Below are 17,587 nucleotides of genomic sequence, written 5' to 3' on the forward strand. Positions count from 1 at the left end.
GTTGCGCTCCTTGTTGTGCTGTCCGCGCTCACGCGCGCGCGCCGGCCTGGGCCGACGGCTGCGCGGCGTCGTGCGCGGCCGCCTCGGCCCGCGCGCGGCCCGCGCCGGCGGCGCTCGCGCGCCCCACCGCGTGATACTCGACGCCCAGTTCCGCGAGCGACGACGGGTCGTACAGGTTGCGGCCATCGAACACGACCGGCGTTTTCAGCTTCGTCTTCAGCGTGTCGAAGTCCGGCGCCTTGAACGCCTTCCATTCGGTCAGCACGACGAGCGCATCCGCGTCGTCGGCCACGTCGTTCGCGTCGGCCGCGAACGAAAGACGCGCGAGCTGGTCGGGCGCGCCCGCGAGATCCAGCTCGAACACGCGCTTCGCCTCGGCGGTCGCGACCGGGTCGTACGCGCGCACGGTCGCGCCGCGCGCGAGCAGTTCCGCGATCGTCGCGCGGCTCGGCGCCTCGCGCATGTCGTCGGTGTTCGGCTTGAACGCGAGCCCCCACACGCCGAACGTGCGGCCCGCGAGGTCCGCGCCGAAGCGCGTGACGATCTTCTGCGCGAGCACCGTCTTCTGCATTTCGTTGACCGTCTCGACCGCGCGCAGGATCTGCAGGTCCTCGCCGTATTCCCCGGCGGTGCGCACCAGCGCCTTCACGTCCTTCGGAAAACACGAGCCGCCGTAACCGCAGCCCGCGTACAGGAAGTCGTAGCCGATGCGCGGATCGGAGCCGATCCCGCGCCGTACGGATTCGATGTCCGCGCCGACGCGGTCCGCGAGATTCGCGAGTTCGTTCATGAACGAGATGCGCGTCGCGAGCATCGCGTTCGCCGCGTACTTGGTGAATTCGGCGGACGGCACGTCCATGTACAGCGTGCGTTCGTGATTGCGGTTGAACGGCGCATACAGGCGCTTCATCAGTTCCTTCGCGCGCTCGCCCGGCACGTCGTCGTTGCAGCCGAGCACGATGCGGTCGGGCCGCGCGAAGTCCTCGACCGCCGCGCCCTCCTTCAGGAACTCGGGATTCGACACGACCGAGAACATCGGCTGCACGCCGCGCCGGCGCAGTTCGCCCGCGATCGCGTCGTGCACCAGCGTCGCGGTCCCGACCGGCACCGTCGACTTGTCGACGACCACCTTGAAGCCGTCCATGTGACGGCCGATGCTGCGCGCGGCGGACAGCACGTATTGCAGGTCGGCCGAACCGTCCTCGTCCGGCGGCGTGCCGACCGCGATGAACAGCACGTCGCCGTGCGCGACCGCGGCGGCCACGTCGGTCGAGAACGTGAGGCGGCGCGCGCGGCGGTTGCGCGCGATGATCTCTTCGAGGCCCGGCTCGTGGATCGGCACCACGCCCTGGTTCAGCAGGTCGATCTTGCGCGCGTCCACGTCGAGGCAGAACACGTCGTTGCCGGTGTCCGCGAGGCACGCGCCCGTCACGAGACCCACATAACCGCTGCCAATGATCGTCAGATTCATGCCCACCTCAAAAGTGATTAGCCGTCATGCCCGCTGCATCGATGCAGCGGACCCCGCGCGACGTAGCACGCCGCGCACCCGGATTGCGTTCAATACGCGTTCTGGCCTGCGAAGCCTTTCCACATCGTCATCGCGACGATCTTCAGATCGAGCGCGAAACTCCAGTTCTGCATGTAGTGCAGGTCGAAACGCACGCGGTCGCGCATCTTTTCCACGCGGTCGGTCTCGCCGCGAAAGCCGTTGACCTGCGCCCAGCCGGTGATGCCCGGCTTGATCCGGTAGCGCAGCATGTAGCCGCGCACCAGCCCCTTGTAGATGTCGTCGTGCTCGATCGCGTGCGGGCGCGGGCCGACCACCGACATCTCGCCCTTCAGCACGTTGATGAACTGCGGCAGTTCGTCGAGGCTCGTGCGGCGCAGGAACGCGCCGACCCGCGTGATGCGCGGATCGTTGCGGCGCGCCTGGGTGACGCGGCCGGTCGTCTCCGCATGCATCTTCATCGAGCGGAACTTGTAGATTTCGAACTCGTTGCCGTCGAGGCCCTTGCGGCGCTGGCGGAAAAACACCGGCCCCGGCGACGACAGCTTCACCGCGACCGCGATCGCGATCAGCAGCGGCGACAACGCCGCGAGCACCGCGGCCGCGAACAGCCGGTCGAACACGAGTTTCGGCAGCACGCGCAGGTCGGTGACCGGCGACGCCGCGAGATTGATCGCGGGCACCCCGAGCAGATCGACGACCGGCTGGCTGAACAGCGCGAGGCTGCGCACGTCCGGGATGAAGCGGATGTTCACGAATTCGTCGCGCAGCTCCATCACGATCCGGTGGATCGTGCGTTCCTTCGTGATCGGCAGCGCGAGCCACAGTTCGCGGATGCCGTGCGCGCGCACCGCGTCGAGCAGCGTGTCGAGGTCGCGTTCGACCGGCACGTCGTCGACGCTCGGCGCGCTGCCGTTCGCCGCGAGCGCCGCGTCCTCGTCGAACAGCAGCACCGGACGGAAGCCCGCTTCCGGATGGCCGCGCATCTGGTCGATCAGGAAGCGGCCATAACGCTCGCCGCCGGCGACCGCGACCGCCTTCTGGTTGTAGCCTTCGCGACGCAGCCCCTTCAGCACCGCATACACGAGCGCCTTCGACGCGACCAGCAGCACGGCCGTCGCGAGCGCCCACCACGCGAGCCACAGCCGCGACAGCGACTCCGCGCGGTGCACGCTGAAGCTCAGCAGCACGCCGACGCATTCGACCGCGATCCACGCGAGCACGACCCGCGCGAACAGGTCGAGCAGCCGCTTGCCGCGCCACGACCGGTAGATGCCGAACGCCGGGAACATCCAGATCGCAAGCAGGCAGTTGAAGGCGAGCGACACCCTCTCCGCGTCGCCGAGCGGCGCGAACTGCCCGCGGTGCAGGAACGCGGCGGCGAGCGCGCCGGCCGTGACGGCGGCGATGTCGATGATTCTGGCGAGAACGCTCAACATATCCAGCACCCTTGATTGAAGATTGAATGGCGGCGCATCCGCTGCCGCCGTCCCGGAAAACACCAGAGCGACGCCGCGTTTTTTTGCAGCGCCGTTAAATCGCATCCGAATTAACCCTAATAAAGCGCGATAAAAATTGAATCCGCAAGCGTCAAAAGTATCTCCAAATATTTCGCCGGTTCATGCCGTTTTCTTCCGAATTTTTTCGGTAACGATTGCTGCTTTTCGGTGCTTCATGGCGCGGCATGGCGCGTTCGGGTGCGTAGTTCTTGCCGCTTTTCATGGGCTGCGGACAGACTCGCATGCACGTCCGCCATTCCGGGAGACATTTTTTAGCGGATTTATTTAACCATTCACGCTGACAAAAAATAGACGCCGACAATTAAATCCGCTTATTTTTTAATTTCTTCTTTGCAGGGCTTTTTATTGTCGATTTTAAGCGTGCTACAAATCGCTGGACCGAACTCATCAAGGACAGGAGAACGAGATGACCGATACGGCTTCCGCAGTGGCGACCGCGCGCGCGGCGCAGACCCGCGCGCAGCAGCAGGCCGCCTTGCAGGTATGCCCCGTCGTGCTCGCAGGCGGAGCGGGGTCGCGGCTGTGGCCGCTGTCACGCGAGCAATATCCGAAACAGATGATCAACCTGGTCGGCGAGCAGTCGCTGCTCGCGAACACGGCGGGCCGGCTCGATGCGCTCGCGGACCGCGTGCCGCTATCCGATCAGTTGATGATCGTCTGCAACGAGGAGCATCGCTTCACGACCGCCGAACAGGTGCGCGCGGCGGGCAAGCGCGCGAAGCTGATCCTGGAGCCGGTCGCGCGCGACACCGCGCCCGCGCTGACGATTGCCGCGCTGTCGGTGATCGCCGCCCAGGGTGACGGCGTGCTCGTCGTGATGCCGGCCGACCATGCGCTCGCGGACCTCGACGCGTTCCACGCGGCGGTCGCGGACGGCGTGCGGCACGCCACCGCCGGCCACATCGTCACGATGGGCATCGTGCCGACACGGCCCGAAATCGGCTACGGCTATATTCACGTCGGCGAGCCGCTGTCCGCGTCGGACGACGACGGCGCGCGCCGCCTGAACGGCTTCGTCGAGAAGCCCTATTTCGAACTCGCGCAGCAGTACGTCGCGTCGCAGCGCTACTGGTGGAACAGCGGCATCTTCATCGTGCGCGCGTCCACGTGGATCGACGCGATCCGCCACTTCCAGCCCGCGATTCACGATGCGTGCGTCGCCGCGTGCGAGCGCGGCGCGAACGACGGCGATTTCTTCCGCGTCGATCGCGACGCGTTCGCGGGCTCGCCGTCGAACTCGATCGACTACGCGGTGATGGAGCCGCTGTCCGGCGACCCGTCGGTGGCGGGCGGCGTCGTCGTGCCGCTCGCGGCCGGCTGGACCGACCTCGGCTCGTGGGACACCGTATGGCAGGTGCTGCCGAAGGACGACGGCGGCAACGTCAGCCAGGGACGCGTGATGTTCGAAGGCGCGAGCGATACGTTCGCCCACTCGGACGGACGGCTCGTCGCGTGCATCGGCACCCAGGACCTCGTCGTCGTCGAGACCGCCGACGCGGTGCTGGTCGCCGACCGCTCGCGCGCGCAGGACGTGAAGAAGATCGTGCAGCGCATCCGCGAACAGCGCGGCGCGGAGGCGGTCGTGCATCGGAAGGTGCACCGGCCGTGGGGCCACTATGATTGCGTGGACGGCGGCGAACGCTTCCAGGTGAAACGGATCGTCGTCGAGCCCGGCGCGCGGCTGTCGTTGCAGATGCATCACCATCGCGCCGAGCACTGGGTCGTCGTGCGCGGCACCGCGCTCGTCACGCGCGGCGAGGAACGCTTCATCGTGTCGGAAAACGAATCCGCGTACATTCCGCTCGGTGTCGCGCACCGGCTCGAAAACCCCGGGAAAATGCCGCTCGAAATCATCGAGGTGCAGTCCGGCTCGTATCTCGGCGAGGACGATATCGTGCGGCTCGACGATCAGTACGGCAGGCAGTGAACTACTGAACCACGGAGCGCGGCGGCGGCGCGAAGGCCGCGCCGCGCATTACCCCGCGTGGGTGGTGCGCAGACGCGGCGCGACGGTCCGGCGCTCGGCGCTCGCGCCGTTGCCGTTCGTGCTGCCGGATTCGGGATTGTCTGCGAGCGTCGCCGGCAGGCCGCCCTGCGACGGATAACGATGCAGCGGCGCGATCCGCTGCGGCGCCGCCACGCCGGCCGGCGGCGCGGGACGCGTGACGACATTGGCCGCCGCGCGCGTAACGACATTCGCGCCTGCGTCCCGCCTCTGCGCGTGGCCTTGTCCCGGCGACGACGGACCGTCGCGCTCGATCCATTGGCGGCCCCAGTCGAACGCATATTGCTTCGCGATCTCGCGGTCGTTGAACGGCGGCCCCACGAGGCCGGAACGCTCGACGCGCTGACCGTCCTTCAGGATCTCCACCGACGCGCGGAACATCCGGTTGCGCACCGGCTGCACCGTGAGGTTCATCGCGTAACCGCGCCACTCGGCCATCTGCACCGACTGGTCGCCGCCCGTCATCCACAACGCGGCGCTGCGCGCGGCCACGGGATGATCCTCGCGCGGCGCGCGCGCCGGATACGCACGCTGCGGCTGCACAGCCGGCGCGCGCGCGCCGCCCGCATCGCCGACGCGTTCCGGCGCGACGTTCGCCAGCTGGCGCGTGATGCTCTCCATCGGATTCGCAAGCGGCGCTTCGTGCAACACGTCGCCGTCCTCGCGCGACGGCGCCTGCCACGCTTCGGGGCTTTTCCAGAACACGGACGGCAACCCGTCGTCCTCGGCCGGCTCCTCGATCTCGACGAGCGGGCGCGGCGCGGGCGGATCGGCCTCCGGCACGTACACGAACGTGCGCCCGCGTTGCGACAGCAACTGCACGAGTTCGACGAGCGTGCCGCTCGCATGCCATTCGTCGAAACGCCGACGGCACGTCGGCCCGGACGGATAACGCGCCGGCAGGCGCGACCACGATTCGCCCGTGGTGAGAATCCACAGCACGGCGTTGGCGACCACGCGCGGCTCGGCGCGCGGCCTGCCCCGACGGTTTAGCCGGATAGGAGGTTCATCGGATACGAGCGCGGCGATCTGCATCCATTCGTCGTCGCTCAGTTCTTCGAAGTTCATGCTGTTCTCCACGCAGCCGGACCGGGGCTGCAGTGACGGAGGACTCCGGTACGGACAGGGCCGTACGAGTTCCCGGTTGCACCATATGCTTATAAGCAGGCATCGTTTGCATCAACGGCTGCACATCCTCAGTGCGCGCTTTCACGTAATTGACGCAGGAAACGTGGTCTCACTCGTGCAAGGGAGAAATTGTGCAGGAAGCATACCATCCACGACGCGCCCCTGAGCAGCGCCGAAATAAGTGTTACGGTTAGAAACAAACTGCCGTAACGCGCGGACTGAAACTTGCTGAAAACGCATTGCAAGCGATGCGAAGCAAAAGAGAAACCTGCCATCCGATGCACGAAATGCGCCGTTTTCCGTCAGCGACGCCTGCACGTCGATACGTTAGCCTGGCAGTGAAAAAAGACAGCGACGTTGCAATCGCAACGAGATTCGCGAACGTCGAATCATTGCGCATCGTTGCGTTCGCGATCGCCTTCGTTGCGCTGCAACCGCTGCATCTCTTGATCGAGATCGCGCGGGTCGCGGCGATGCGCCAACGAATACGACTATAGTACGGGCAGTCATTCAACGACGGAGGTTCGTGTATGCAAACTTCAGCACCACGTATCGCCGCGCTGCTCGTCGCGCTCGCCTTGCCGTATGGCGTCGCGCACGCGCAGCTCGGCAACCTGCTGAACCAGGGAGGCGGCTCCAGCAATTCGGGCGGCGGCGCGCTCGGCAATCTCGGCAGCCTGGGCGGCGCGCTGTCCGGGCAGTCGGTCACGTCGAACAGCCTCGGCAACGTGACGGGCGTGCTGCAATACTGCATTCAGAACAACTATCTGAGCGGCAACAACGCGAGCAGCGTGAAGGACTCGCTGCTCGGCAAGCTGCCCGGCGGCGCAAGCACGAGCGACAGCGGTTTTACGCAGGGCGCGGGCGGCATCCTGACCGCCGGCAACGGCTCGAAGCTCGACCTGAGCGGCGGCGGCCTGAAAGCCGAAGCGACGAAGCAGGTGTGCAACCAGATTCTGGGCCAGGCGAAATCGATGCTGTAAAAATCGTGCGGACGAACGGCGGCGCCGACGCCTCCCCGTTTTCCACATCGCGGCGCCGACCGAACGTCCGTGCGCGTCTGTGCGCGTCTGTGCGCGTCTGTGCGCGTCTGTGCGCCATAGTACGCACGTGTGGCGTTCAGGTGCGCAAGGGCACTTGAACGCCAATCATGTTTCGGTGTCGAATATGCTTCGAAGTGTGTCAGGTGTAACGGCCATGACGAAGCATCGATCTCCCGCAGTGTTCCTTTACGCGTGGCTTGCAGTCACGCTGATCCCGACGCTCGCGCGCGCGGATACGCCCGACGAGCAGTTCGACTGCAAGTCCAATCCGCATTCGTTCATCTCGTCGCTGATCGAGCAGAAATCGATCGATCCGCAGCCGAGCCGCGTCGAATCGAATTCGGTCAATGCGTTCAAGCCGGTGCGCGGCAGCGCGCTTCAGGCGTTCGGCTTTCCGATCTATGTGGTGATCGGCTATGAGCGCGACGACGCATTGTTCCGCCAGGGCAAGGGCAAGGCGATCGACGGCTCGGTGTACGGCGTCGTCGTGTCGGCGCCCGCGGAGTCGGTCCGCACGCGCGTGCAGGAGGCGAATAGCGACGCGACCGTGCATCCGGTCGTGCCGCTGCTGCTCACCGCGATCGTCTGCGACCGGCAGCCGTAACGCATCGTGTCGCGTGCTTACAGCGAGAAGAACGCGAACCCGCCGAGCACGACGCCGAGCGACGCAATTCCCACCGACGCATGGAACAGCCACCTGCGGCGCGTCAGCAGCGTGATCGCGCTCAGCGCGATCGAGATCTGAACCAGCGTGGTCGCCTGCGCCCAGCGATGATGGCCGTGCAGCAGCGCCTCGCTGCGCGCGTCGTCCTGCGCGACCGTCTTTTCGAGCGATTCGGCGTTCGCGCGGATCGGCTCCTTCTGCTTGCGATAACGATCGACGTCCGCCGCGAAATGGCGCTGCGCGTCGGGGTTCGCCGCGAGCGCCGCGCCCAGTTCCGCGAGGTTCTGCTTCTCGCCCTTCGCCTGGTAATACGCCCACTGGTTCGCGGCTTCGGTCTTGCGGATCGCCGCTTCGTTCTTGTAGTACAGCGCGAGGTTTTCGCTCGTGCCGCTCTGATACGCGAAGATCGCGCCAACCGACGCGAGGATCGCGGTCATCACCGCGACGCGCCCCGGCAGCGGATCGCCCGACGCGCGGCCATGCGCGCCATGTGCGCCGTGCGCGGCGCTCGCGTGCTCGACCGCGTGATCGTGCGGGCCGTGCACTTCGTATTCTGTTGACATCCGTTCTCCGACTCGACTGCCCCGCTCCGGGCACGCGTCGCGTTCGCGGCGCGCCTATGCGTAAAGCGGGAGGACGCCAATCATAATCGGCGCCGCGCCGTTGTCCAATAGCCTGCGTGGGCCGTGCATGTGCGACGCGTCAGCCGCGCGGCGACGTGAACTTGAACGTGCCCTGCGCGCTCGCGATCAGCAGGCGGTCGTCGACCCACGCTTCCGCGCGCGAAAAGAAGATCGAGCGGCCCGCGCGCTCCAGGAAACCCTTCGCGGTGACGGACTGGCCAAGGCCCTTGTCGAGATAGTTGGTCGTCAGCGACAGCGTGAAGCCGTGCCGCGCCGGTTCGCCCGGCTGCGCGTAGAGGCCCGCGTAACCGGCGGCCGCGTCCATCAGCGTCGCGATCGCGCCGCCTTGCAGCACGCCCTGGCGGTTCAGCTTCGAGGCGTCGATCGGCATCACGAGTTCGGCGTAGCCGTCGCGCCATTGCGTGAGACGCACGCCGAGCATTTCGAGGAACGGGTTGTCGAGAGGATGGTCGGCCATGCGGGAGCGTTTGGGGAATCGTGAGCCAGCCGCGATTATAGGACCGCGCGCGCGGCGACGCAGCGCATGCCGGGACGACTGTTCAGCCGGATTTCGCGAAACTGTATATGGTCATGCGCGCGGCCGCGGAGAACACTGCATGAAGACCGCAGACGCCCGCCGCCTGAATTCCGTGCCGCAACCCCGATATCCGACATGACCGACCTTTCGTTCCCACGTCCCAACACCCTTTCCCCCACGCCGATCCCCTGCCCGACCGTCGATTCGCTCGACGGCATCCTGCCCGACGAGCCGCTGCTGATGATGGGCGCCGGCCCGGTGCCGATCCCCGCCGCGGTCGCGCACGCGAACTCGGTCGTCATCAACCACCTCGGCGACACGATGGCGCGCGTAATCAACCAGGTGAAGACGATGGCGCGCTACGTGTTCCAGACGCGCTCGAACTGGGTGCTCGGCGTCGCCGGCCCCGGCTCCGCCGCGATGGAGATGGCCGTGTCGAATCTCGCGTGGCCCGGCACGCGCGTGCTGTCGGTCGTGAACGGCTTCTTCAGCGACCGGATGGCCGAGATGGCGCGCCGCATCGGCGCGACCGTGACGACGCTCGACGTCGCGGACCGCGAGATCGCGTCGCTCGACACCCTCGCGCGGACAATCGAGCGCGACCGGCCGGAAATCGTGACGATCGTGCATGGCGAGACGTCGAACACGGTATGGAACCGGCAACTGAAGGACATCGTGCGGATCGCGAAGGCGGCCGGCGCGCTGGTCGTCGTCGATGCGGTCTGCACGCTGAGCACGATGCCGCTCGACATGGACGCATGGGGCATCGACGTCGTGATTACCGGCGGGCAGAAGGGGCTGTCGTCGATTCCGGGCGTGTCGCTGATCGCGTTCTCGGACGACGCATGGGACCGCGTGCGCACGCGCACCGCGCCGAACACGCACTGGTGCCTCGACGCGACGCTCGCGGAGAATTTCTGGCACAAGGCTGGGTATCACTACACCGCGCCAGTGTCCGGCGTGCTCGCGCTGCACGAGGCGCTGCGGCTCGTCTGTACCGAGACGCTCGAAAAGCGCTTCGCGCGCCATCAGCGCTGCTCGCTCGCGCTGCAGGCCGGCATCGCCGCGCTCGGGCTGCGGCTCTACACGCCGGAGGACTGCCGGCTGAACTCGGTGGTCGGCATCGAGGTGCCGGCCGGACTCACGCCGCGCGACGTCTGCCATCACATCTCGCGGCACTACCAGGTGGAGATTTCCGGTTCGTTCGGGTTGCCAATCGTGCGGATCGGGCAGATGGGCGAGCAGTGCCGCGAACATCATCTGTTCCGCACCGTGCATGCGCTCGGCCGCACGATGCGCGACCTGAACGCGAAGGTCGATCTGCCGGCCGGCGTCGCGGCGCTCGAAGAGTCGCTGTCCGCGAGTACGCGCGACGCGCTGGGGGCGTCGCGCTGATTGCCTTGATCGTGCGGGCGTGCTGTTGACCGCGTGTTGACCGCGCTACCGAGGCTCGCGCGGCGGCCCGTCAGCCAGGCCGCCGCGCGCGGATGCAGAGAAACGCCGGCGACTTCGACAGCTCCGCATACAGCGCCGGCGCGACCTCCCGCATCTGCGGCTGAGGCAGCGGCTCGACCACGCGTTCGAGCAGCCAGCCCGCGTCCGCGAGGCCGTTCAGGATGTCCGCGAGCGGCCGGCGATACGCCTCCACATACGGCTTCGGATCGCCGAACCCCGACCAGTGCATGCCGAAACGCGCGGTGTCGAAGTACGGGCGCGAGCCGTGCGTGCGCGTGTCGATCCAGTCGCGCATCGGATGCGCGAGCGAGAACACGAGCGCCGCGCCCGGCCGCGCGACGCGCTCGAATTCCGCGAACACCGGCCCGAGCCGCTCGACGTAGTCGAGCGCGAGCGAGCACAGGATGCGGTCGAACGAGGCATCCGCGAGCCAGTGCAGCGGTCGCGCGAGATCGCCTTCGGCCACCTCCACCGCGAGCCCCGCGCAACGCGTGCGCGCGAGTTCGACCATTTCCGGCGTCACGTCGAACCCATGCACGCTCGCGCCGGCGCGCGCCAGCCGCTCGCTGTGGATGCCGGGACCGCAGCCCGCGTCGAGCACGCGCAGGCCCGCGACGTCGCCGAGCAGCGCATGCGTCGCCGGTCGTTCGTATAGCGCGTTGTGCGGCTTGTTCGGCGCGTAGTCGGCGTAGCGGCGCGCGAACTGCGCGTAGTTCGCGCGGCCCGGCGATTCTTCCGTGGCTGCGTCGTCGTGGGTGGGGTCGGGGCGGTCGGTGAGCATCGTGGCACCTGCGGATGAACGTTCGTTCTGGCGGGGCGCTATTGTCGCGCGTTTTGCACGCGTCTTGCTCCGCGCCGCGATCGGCGCACACGATGCGAACAGGCCGTTCCGCGCGGCTCCGCTGGCGGCGCGCAACGGTTGCCGCCGTCACCGGACGGCGGCGCTGCCCTGCGATTTGGCGCGTCAGCCCACCGGAGGCTCGCCCTCGCCCGGCTTCTTGCCCGGCTGGTCGGCCGGCGACTGTTCGCGGGACTGGTCGCCGCGCTCCGGCATCTTGCTGCGGGCGTCGTCGTTGTGATGCGCAGGTTTCGGATGGACGATTTCGTCCGGATGGTCGGGCCTGGCGGACTTATCGGCCTGGTCCGGCTTGTCGGTCTTTGCGTTCATGATGCGCTCCTCGAATCGCCGATATCGCTGATGCCGACCGAAGCAGCAAGCAGCGGACCCGTTGCCACGCGTTGGCGATCAGCGATCAGCCGCCGACCGCCGCGACGATCCGGCTGCGCAGCGCCGCGTCCGGATACGCGCCGAGGCCCGCCCGCACGTTGTCCCGCATGTATTCGGGCCGCCCGGTGCCGGGGATCACGACCGTGACCGCCGGATGCGCGAGCACGAACTTCAGCAGCAGTTGCGCCCACGTCGTGCAGCCGATCTCCGCCGCCCACGCCGGCAGCGGCTGCCGGCTCACGCGGGCGAGCAGCCCGCCGCCGCCGAACGGCTGGTTGACGATCACCGCGATCCCGAGGTCCGCCGCGAGCGGCAGGATGCGCGCTTCCGCGTCGCGATCGTCGGCCGCATAGTTGATCTGCACGAAGTCCGGCCGCTCCGCGCGCATCACCGCCTCGACCTGCGCGAACGCGCCCGACGTGTAATGCGTGACGCCCAGATAGCGGATGCGGCCCGCCGCTTTCCAGTCGCGCAGCGTCGCGAGTTGCGTGCGCCAGTCGAGCAGGTTGTGGACCTGCATCAGGTCGATGCGCGACGTCTGCAACCGCCGCATCGACTGCTCCATCTGCCCGATGCCCGCGTCGCGCCCTTCGGTCCACACCTTCGTCGCGACGAACGCGCTGTCGCGCGCCGCGAGGCGCGTGAGCAGCGTGCCGACGACCGCCTCCGACGAACCGTACATCGGCGACGAATCGATGACCGAGCCGCCGGACGCGAACAGCACGCGCAGCACGTCCGCGAGACGGTCCTGCGCGGCGCGGTCGTCGCCGACGTCGAACGTGCGCCACGTGCCGCAGCCGACGACCGGCAGCAGTTCGCCGGTCGATGGAATCTTGCGGCGCGCGATCCTGACCGGCGCGGCAGCGGACGAGTCCGCGTCCGAGCCGGCAGCCAGCGCGCGCGACGCGCCGGCGAGCGGCGTCAACGCGGGCAGCAGCATGCCGGCCGCCGACAGCAGCAGACGGCGGCGAGTGAAAAACCGACCGAAACGACCGGTGGCATCCATCGTCGGATTCCTGTTCGGCGGCCGGACCGCGCGACGGGATGGAAAGCCCGATCTTCGCATGAGGCGGCGTTCGGCCGCTTCTCGGCTCGCTTCTCGGCTCGCTTCTCGGCTCGCTTCTCGGCTCGCTTCTCGGCTCGCTTCTCGGCTCGCTTGCGGCTCGCTTGCGGCTCGCTTGCGGCACGGTTCCGGCCACCGGCGCCGGCATCCGGCGACGAACGCGTCGCGCGGCCCACGCGCGCTGCCTCAGTCCGATGTCAAGCGGATGACGCGGACAACGCGCCGCCCCGCGTCATCATTTGCGTTGCCGATCGGGAATGGTGTATATCGGTGTTGGGCTTCGGCCGGCTTACGGGGAACGCATGCCGGCCGCGCGGCGGCGCGTCGGGACACAGCGCGCCGGCGTGACTCCACCGGTTTCGTTCCGGTCCATAACAAGCAAGAAGGAATCAGATGTTCTTCGGGTTATTCAAGAATAAGCAGACCGCACCCAAGCCACCCGCCTTCACGACCCACATCGTATGGCCCGAGCCGCCGCCGTTCGACGCGTACGTGATGACCGGCTCCGTCGATGGCCGGGACGTCGCGCTCGCGAACGGGTTTTTCACGAAGACCGAATTCCACCTGATCCGGATCGACGTGGTCGCCGAATACCGGGGCCGCGGCTACGGCAGCCGGATGATTGCCGAACTGCTGGAAGAGGCCCGCAGCCACAAGATGCCGCTCGTGCTGGTCGGCGTCGCGAAGGCGAACGCCGACGCGATCAGGCTGTATCAGCGCCTCGGCGCGACGCCCAGGCCGACCACGCCGCCGTCCGACAAGGAAGATTACGTGCTTGCGTAACCACCCTCACTCATGAAAATCACGATCGCGTACATCGAGGAGCCGCCGTTCGGCTGGACCGACGCCAGCGGGTCGCCCTGCGGCGCGGACGTCGAACTGGCCGACGTCGTGCTGCGCGCGCTCGGTGTAACCGACATCGAGCATCGGCTCACGACGTTCGCGGAACTGCTGCCCGGCGCGCGCGACGGCCGCTGGGACGTGAACGTGCCGCTGTTCGTCACGCCCGAACGGAGCGAGACGGTCGATTTCAGCGTGCCGGTCTGGGCGATCGGCGACGGCCTGCTCGTGCGCGCCGGCAATCCGAAGGCGCTCGACAGCTATCGGGCCGTTGCCGCACAAGCCGATACGCGGCTCGGCATCATCACCGGCCAGGTGCAGCAGCGGTCCGCGCTGGCCGCCGGCGTGCGCGACGAACAGATCGTGCTGTTCGACGAACAGGCCGACGCGATCGACGCGTTGCACGCGGGCCGGATCGACGCCTATGCGAGCACCGCGCTCGGCAACCGGATAGTGGCCGAGCGGATCGGCCGGTCGCGGGTCGATGCGGTCGCGCAGGCGGCGGACGATCCCCACCCTCGCGCGCCGGCCGGCGCGTTTTCGTTCGGCAAGCACAATCGCGCGTTGCGGGATGCGTTCGACCGGCAATTGCGGCAATATCTCGGGTCCGCCGATCATCGGCAGCGCATGGCGAAGTACGGATTCACCGCGAGCGAGATCGATCCGGTCGTCGTCGCGCGGTAATCCGCGCGAAAGCCGCCGCGCGGAAAATATCGTTTCATTGCCGCGCGCCGCTTCGAAACGAGAACAACGACTTGAGACAACGACACCTGATCGCCGCCGGATTGCTCGCGGCCTGCTCGATCGCCAGCACCGCGCACGCTCATGTGATCTGCACGGCCGTCGCCGACGCGGCGACCGGCGCGTGGATTGCGCGCGACGGCGACTGCAAACGCCGCGTGACGCCCGCCTCCACGTTCAAGCTCGCGATCAGCCTGATGGGCTACGACTCCGGTTTCCTGAAAGACGCGCACGCGCCGCTGCTGCCGTATCGCGACGGCTACGTCGATTGGGGCGGTCCGGCCTGGCGGCAGCCGGCCGACCCGGAACGCTGGATCAAATACTCCGTTGTCTGGTACTCGCAGCAGGTCACACGCTCGCTCGGCGCGGCCCGCTTCGCCGATTACACGCGCCGGTTCCGCTACGGCAACGCCGACGTGTCCGGCGACGCGAAACACGACGGCCTCACCCATGCGTGGATCGATTCGTCGCTCCAGATCTCGCCGCTCGAACAGGTGGCGTTTCTGCGCGACGTCGTGAATCGCCGGCTGCCGGTCAGCCCGCGCGCCTACGAGATGACCGCCTCGATCACCGAAGTCGAACGCACGCCGGACGGCTGGGACGTGCACGGCAAGACCGGCTCCGGCTTCCCCGCGCTCGCGGACGGCGCAGACGACCGCGCGCACGGCTGGGGATGGTTCGTCGGCTGGGCCAGCAAGGATGGAAAGACGATCGTGTTCGCGCGGCTCGAACAGGACGATCGCGAACAGACCGGCGCGCCGCCCGCCGGCGTGCGGGCGCGCGACGCATTCCTTCGCGAATGGCCCACGCTGATCCAGCCGCTCGCGCCATAACCAGCGCCGGCTTGCGCGAACTGCCGCGTCTGCAGATATCGCCAATTCGCGTTACGCTGTGCGCGATCGTGGCCCGCCGCCGACGACGCACGCCGCGCCGCGCTGCGGGCCGCACGAACGAACCATCAAGAGCACCGCCATGACTCAACCGCTGACCATCGACTTCGTCTCCGACATCGCCTGCCCGTGGTGCGCGATCGGCCTGTCCTCGCTCCAGCTCGCGCTGTCGCGCCTCGGCGGCGACGTCGATGCGCGGATCACGCTGCATCCGTTCGAACTGAATCCGCAGATGCGGCCGGAAGGCGAGGACATCGTCGAATACCTCGGCAAGAAATACGGCCGCACGCCCGGGCAGATCGCCGAAACCCAGGCGATGATCCGCGAGCGCGGCGACAGCGTCGGCTTCGAATTCGGCCCGCGCACGCGCGCGTACAACACGTTCGACGCGCACCGGCTGCTGCACTGGGCCGGCATCGAGGGCAAGCAGTTGCCGCTGAAGCTCGCGCTGTTGCGCGCGTATCACGGCGACGGCAAGGATCCGAGCGATCACGACGTGCTGGTCGAAGCCGCCCAGTCGGTCGGACTCGACGCGACGGCCGCGCGCGACGTGCTGCAAAGCGGACGCTATGCGGACGAAGTTCGCGCGGAGGAGCACGAATATCAGGCGATGGGCATCCAGTCGGTGCCGTCGATCATCTTCAACGGCCGTTATCTCGTGACCGGCGGCCAGCCGGTCGAGGCGTTCGAGCAGGCCATCCGGCAGATTCTCGCGGAAGCGTAGCGTCATGCGCGTAACGTCGCGCGGCGTGATTCGGGCCGAAAGAAAAGCCCGAACGATCGTCATTCGCATATCCCCACGGCGCTGATCACCTTTATCCGGCCGCCAGCAAGCGACTTATTGCGGTGGTAAGGTGTGCGCTTTCCGATTTCCGAAGCGCCCTTCGGCCCCACAGGGCGAAGGCGGACCGGTATTGGCCGGCGTCCGCCGACACTTTCCTGCCGCGCGCCGGCAATGCGTTCCCTTCATCGGCATTCGCCATTTGACGCCGATTCCGCGCGCGGCTTTATCAGTTTTATTCAATTCAGTTCGAACCAGAGAAATACGATGTTGACGGAAAGTCATTCCACGGCGCATGCGCCCGCGCCGGAAAGCGGCGGCGAAACGACGTTGCGCCAGTGGCTGTCGGTAGGCGCGGTGGCGATCGGCGCATTCGCGTTCGTGACCACCGAGTTCCTGCCGGTTGGCCTGCTCCCGCATATCGCGCGGGAACTCGACGTGTCGCCCGGCACCGCCGGCCTGATGGTCACGACGCCCGGCATCGCCGCCGCGATCTCCGCGCCCGCGCTGCTGATCAAGGCCGGCCGCATGGACCGCCGCTACGTGTTCCTGCTGCTGACCGGCCTGCTGCTGGTGTCCAACCTGATGTCCGCGTTCGCGCCGAATTTCACCGTGATGCTGTGCGGCCGCGCGCTGCTCGGCGCCGCGCTCGGCGGCTTCTGGACCCTCGCGACGGCGGCGGCCGGCCGCCTCGTCCGCCTGCACGATGCACCGCGGGCGATGGCGATGATATTGACCGGCGTGACCTGCGCGACCGTGATCGGCGTGCCGCTCGGCACGTTCATCGCCGGTTTTTCGTCGTGGCGCTTCTCGTTTCTCGCGACCGGCGTACTCGTCGCGGTCGCGTTCGTCGCGCAACTGCTGCTGGTGCCGTCGCTGCCGTCGAGCGCCGCGCTGCGCTTTCGCGACCTGGTCGCGGTGATGCAGCGTCCGCATCCGCGGAAGAGCATGCTGATGGTCGCGCTCGTGTTCGGCGCGCATTTCGCGTGCTACACGTACATCACGCCGTTCCTGCTGCACAACGCGAACCTGAGCATGTCCACCATCACGTGGCTGCTGCTCGGCTTCGGCGTGATCGGCTTCTTCTCGAACTTCGCGGTGTCCGCGACGGTCGTGCGCAACCTGAAGGCGTCGGTGGTGGTCATGGTCTGCGTGCTGCTGCTCGCGCTGCTGTCGATGTCCGTTGCGCGCCATTCGACGCTCGCGGTGTCGGCGGTGGTGCTCGCGTGGGGCATCTCGTTCGGCGCGATTCCGCTGTGCTTCAGCGTGTGGATCCAGCGCGCGACGCCGGACCAGCCGGAAGCCGGGTCGGCGCTGTTCGTCAGCGTGATCCAGATCGCGATCGCGCTGGGGTCGTCGGTCGGCGGCGTCATCGTCGATCGGCTCGGCATTCCGGCGGACTTCATGCTCGGCAGCGTGCTTGCGCTGCTCGGGTTGGGGTTGCTGGCGAGTTTTGGGGCCGAGGCGGCGACGGTGAGGGGTGGGGAGCGGCTGGCTTGTGAGGGGGCGGTGGAGTGAGGTGTTGGGGCGGCGATGAGTTGGATGATTGCCGCTGGGC

18 protein-coding genes are annotated in these 17,587 nt (G+C 67.6%); 10 read left to right on the top strand and 8 right to left on the bottom strand.

Going from position 1 to position 17,587, the window contains the following annotated elements:
- Positions 1-28 precede the first annotated feature (28 nt).
- Together BLV92_RS17415 and BLV92_RS17420 are read right to left on the bottom strand one after the other, a co-directional pair.
- Positions 29-1,471, bottom strand: a complete 1,443-nt coding sequence (locus BLV92_RS17415; RefSeq protein WP_090551116.1) for a UDP-glucose dehydrogenase family protein — start codon at positions 1,469-1,471, stop codon at positions 29-31.
- 89 nt (positions 1,472-1,560) lie between these two features.
- A complete protein-coding gene (locus tag BLV92_RS17420) occupies positions 1,561-2,949 on the bottom strand; it encodes an undecaprenyl-phosphate glucose phosphotransferase (RefSeq protein WP_090547401.1) in 1,389 nt (462 codons plus the stop codon).
- 487 nt (positions 2,950-3,436) lie between these two features.
- Between BLV92_RS17420 and BLV92_RS17425 the strand changes: the two genes are divergently transcribed.
- A complete protein-coding gene (locus BLV92_RS17425) occupies positions 3,437-4,957 on the top strand; it encodes a mannose-1-phosphate guanylyltransferase/mannose-6-phosphate isomerase (protein ID WP_090547403.1) in 1,521 nt (506 codons plus the stop codon).
- Between the two features lie 48 nt (positions 4,958-5,005).
- Here the strand turns inward: BLV92_RS17425 and BLV92_RS17430 are convergent, their stop codons facing one another.
- Positions 5,006-6,103 carry a transposase gene (locus BLV92_RS17430; protein WP_090547404.1) on the bottom strand — a complete coding sequence of 366 codons (1,098 nt, stop codon included), beginning with the start codon at positions 6,101-6,103 and terminating at the stop codon, positions 5,006-5,008.
- 308 nt (positions 6,104-6,411) lie between these two features.
- Here BLV92_RS17430 and BLV92_RS31620 point away from each other — a divergent pair, with 308 nt between their 5' ends.
- From BLV92_RS31620 to BLV92_RS17440, 3 genes are all read left to right on the top strand, one after another.
- The gene (locus tag BLV92_RS31620) at positions 6,412-6,660 is read left to right on the top strand and encodes a hypothetical protein (protein WP_143040693.1); all 249 of its coding nucleotides are present in this window, start codon (positions 6,412-6,414) and stop codon (positions 6,658-6,660) included.
- A gap of 33 nt (positions 6,661-6,693) precedes the next feature.
- A complete protein-coding gene (locus BLV92_RS17435; RefSeq protein ID WP_090547406.1) occupies positions 6,694-7,146 on the top strand; it encodes a DUF2501 domain-containing protein in 453 nt (150 codons plus the stop codon).
- Between the two features lie 214 nt (positions 7,147-7,360).
- Positions 7,361-7,810 (top strand): hypothetical protein, encoded by a 450-nt coding sequence (locus BLV92_RS17440; protein WP_090547407.1) that lies wholly within the window; start codon positions 7,361-7,363, stop codon positions 7,808-7,810.
- Between the two features lie 17 nt (positions 7,811-7,827).
- Here the strand turns inward: BLV92_RS17440 and BLV92_RS17445 are convergent, their stop codons facing one another.
- Both BLV92_RS17445 and BLV92_RS17450 read right to left on the bottom strand, forming a co-directional pair.
- Positions 7,828-8,433 (bottom strand): DUF4337 domain-containing protein, encoded by a 606-nt coding sequence (locus BLV92_RS17445; RefSeq protein WP_090547409.1) that lies wholly within the window; start codon positions 8,431-8,433, stop codon positions 7,828-7,830.
- A gap of 139 nt (positions 8,434-8,572) precedes the next feature.
- A complete protein-coding gene (locus BLV92_RS17450) occupies positions 8,573-8,971 on the bottom strand; it encodes a PaaI family thioesterase (RefSeq protein WP_090547410.1) in 399 nt (132 codons plus the stop codon).
- Between the two features lie 195 nt (positions 8,972-9,166).
- Here BLV92_RS17450 and BLV92_RS17455 point away from each other — a divergent pair, with 195 nt between their 5' ends.
- On the top strand, positions 9,167-10,426 hold the full coding sequence (locus tag BLV92_RS17455) for a pyridoxal-phosphate-dependent aminotransferase family protein (protein ID WP_090547412.1): 1,260 nt from the start codon (positions 9,167-9,169) through the stop codon (positions 10,424-10,426).
- A gap of 70 nt (positions 10,427-10,496) precedes the next feature.
- Here the strand turns inward: BLV92_RS17455 and BLV92_RS17460 are convergent, their stop codons facing one another.
- The 3 genes from BLV92_RS17460 to BLV92_RS17470 all read right to left on the bottom strand — a co-directional run bounded on the left by BLV92_RS17460 (position 10,497) and on the right by BLV92_RS17470 (position 12,720).
- Positions 10,497-11,267: a class I SAM-dependent methyltransferase gene (locus BLV92_RS17460; RefSeq protein ID WP_090547413.1), complete on the bottom strand. Its 771-nt coding sequence runs from the start codon at positions 11,265-11,267 to the stop codon at positions 10,497-10,499.
- Positions 11,268-11,450: 183 nt separating this feature from the next.
- Positions 11,451-11,654, bottom strand: coding sequence for a hypothetical protein (locus tag BLV92_RS17465; protein WP_090547415.1), 204 nt, complete (start codon positions 11,652-11,654; stop codon positions 11,451-11,453).
- Positions 11,655-11,739: 85 nt separating this feature from the next.
- Positions 11,740-12,720 (bottom strand): aldo/keto reductase, encoded by a 981-nt coding sequence (locus BLV92_RS17470; protein WP_090547416.1) that lies wholly within the window; start codon positions 12,718-12,720, stop codon positions 11,740-11,742.
- Positions 12,721-13,170: 450 nt separating this feature from the next.
- Between BLV92_RS17470 and BLV92_RS17475 the strand changes: the two genes are divergently transcribed.
- The 5 genes from BLV92_RS17475 (at position 13,171) to BLV92_RS17495 (ending at position 17,547) form a co-directional block, all read left to right on the top strand.
- A complete protein-coding gene (locus tag BLV92_RS17475; RefSeq protein ID WP_090547418.1) occupies positions 13,171-13,560 on the top strand; it encodes a GNAT family N-acetyltransferase in 390 nt (129 codons plus the stop codon).
- A gap of 12 nt (positions 13,561-13,572) precedes the next feature.
- The gene (locus BLV92_RS17480; protein ID WP_090547420.1) at positions 13,573-14,301 is read left to right on the top strand and encodes a transporter substrate-binding domain-containing protein; all 729 of its coding nucleotides are present in this window, start codon (positions 13,573-13,575) and stop codon (positions 14,299-14,301) included.
- A 71-nt stretch (positions 14,302-14,372) separates the two neighbouring features.
- On the top strand, positions 14,373-15,191 hold the full coding sequence (blaOXA, locus tag BLV92_RS17485) for a class D beta-lactamase (protein WP_090547421.1): 819 nt from the start codon (positions 14,373-14,375) through the stop codon (positions 15,189-15,191).
- Positions 15,192-15,330: 139 nt separating this feature from the next.
- Positions 15,331-15,972 carry a DsbA family oxidoreductase gene (locus tag BLV92_RS17490; protein ID WP_090547423.1) on the top strand — a complete coding sequence of 214 codons (642 nt, stop codon included), beginning with the start codon at positions 15,331-15,333 and terminating at the stop codon, positions 15,970-15,972.
- A gap of 324 nt (positions 15,973-16,296) precedes the next feature.
- Positions 16,297-17,547 carry an MFS transporter gene (locus BLV92_RS17495; protein ID WP_090547425.1) on the top strand — a complete coding sequence of 417 codons (1,251 nt, stop codon included), beginning with the start codon at positions 16,297-16,299 and terminating at the stop codon, positions 17,545-17,547.
- Positions 17,548-17,587 lie beyond the last annotated feature (40 nt).

This window comes from Paraburkholderia caballeronis (assembly GCF_900104845.1).
GTDB lineage: Bacteria > Pseudomonadota > Gammaproteobacteria > Burkholderiales > Burkholderiaceae > Paraburkholderia > Paraburkholderia caballeronis.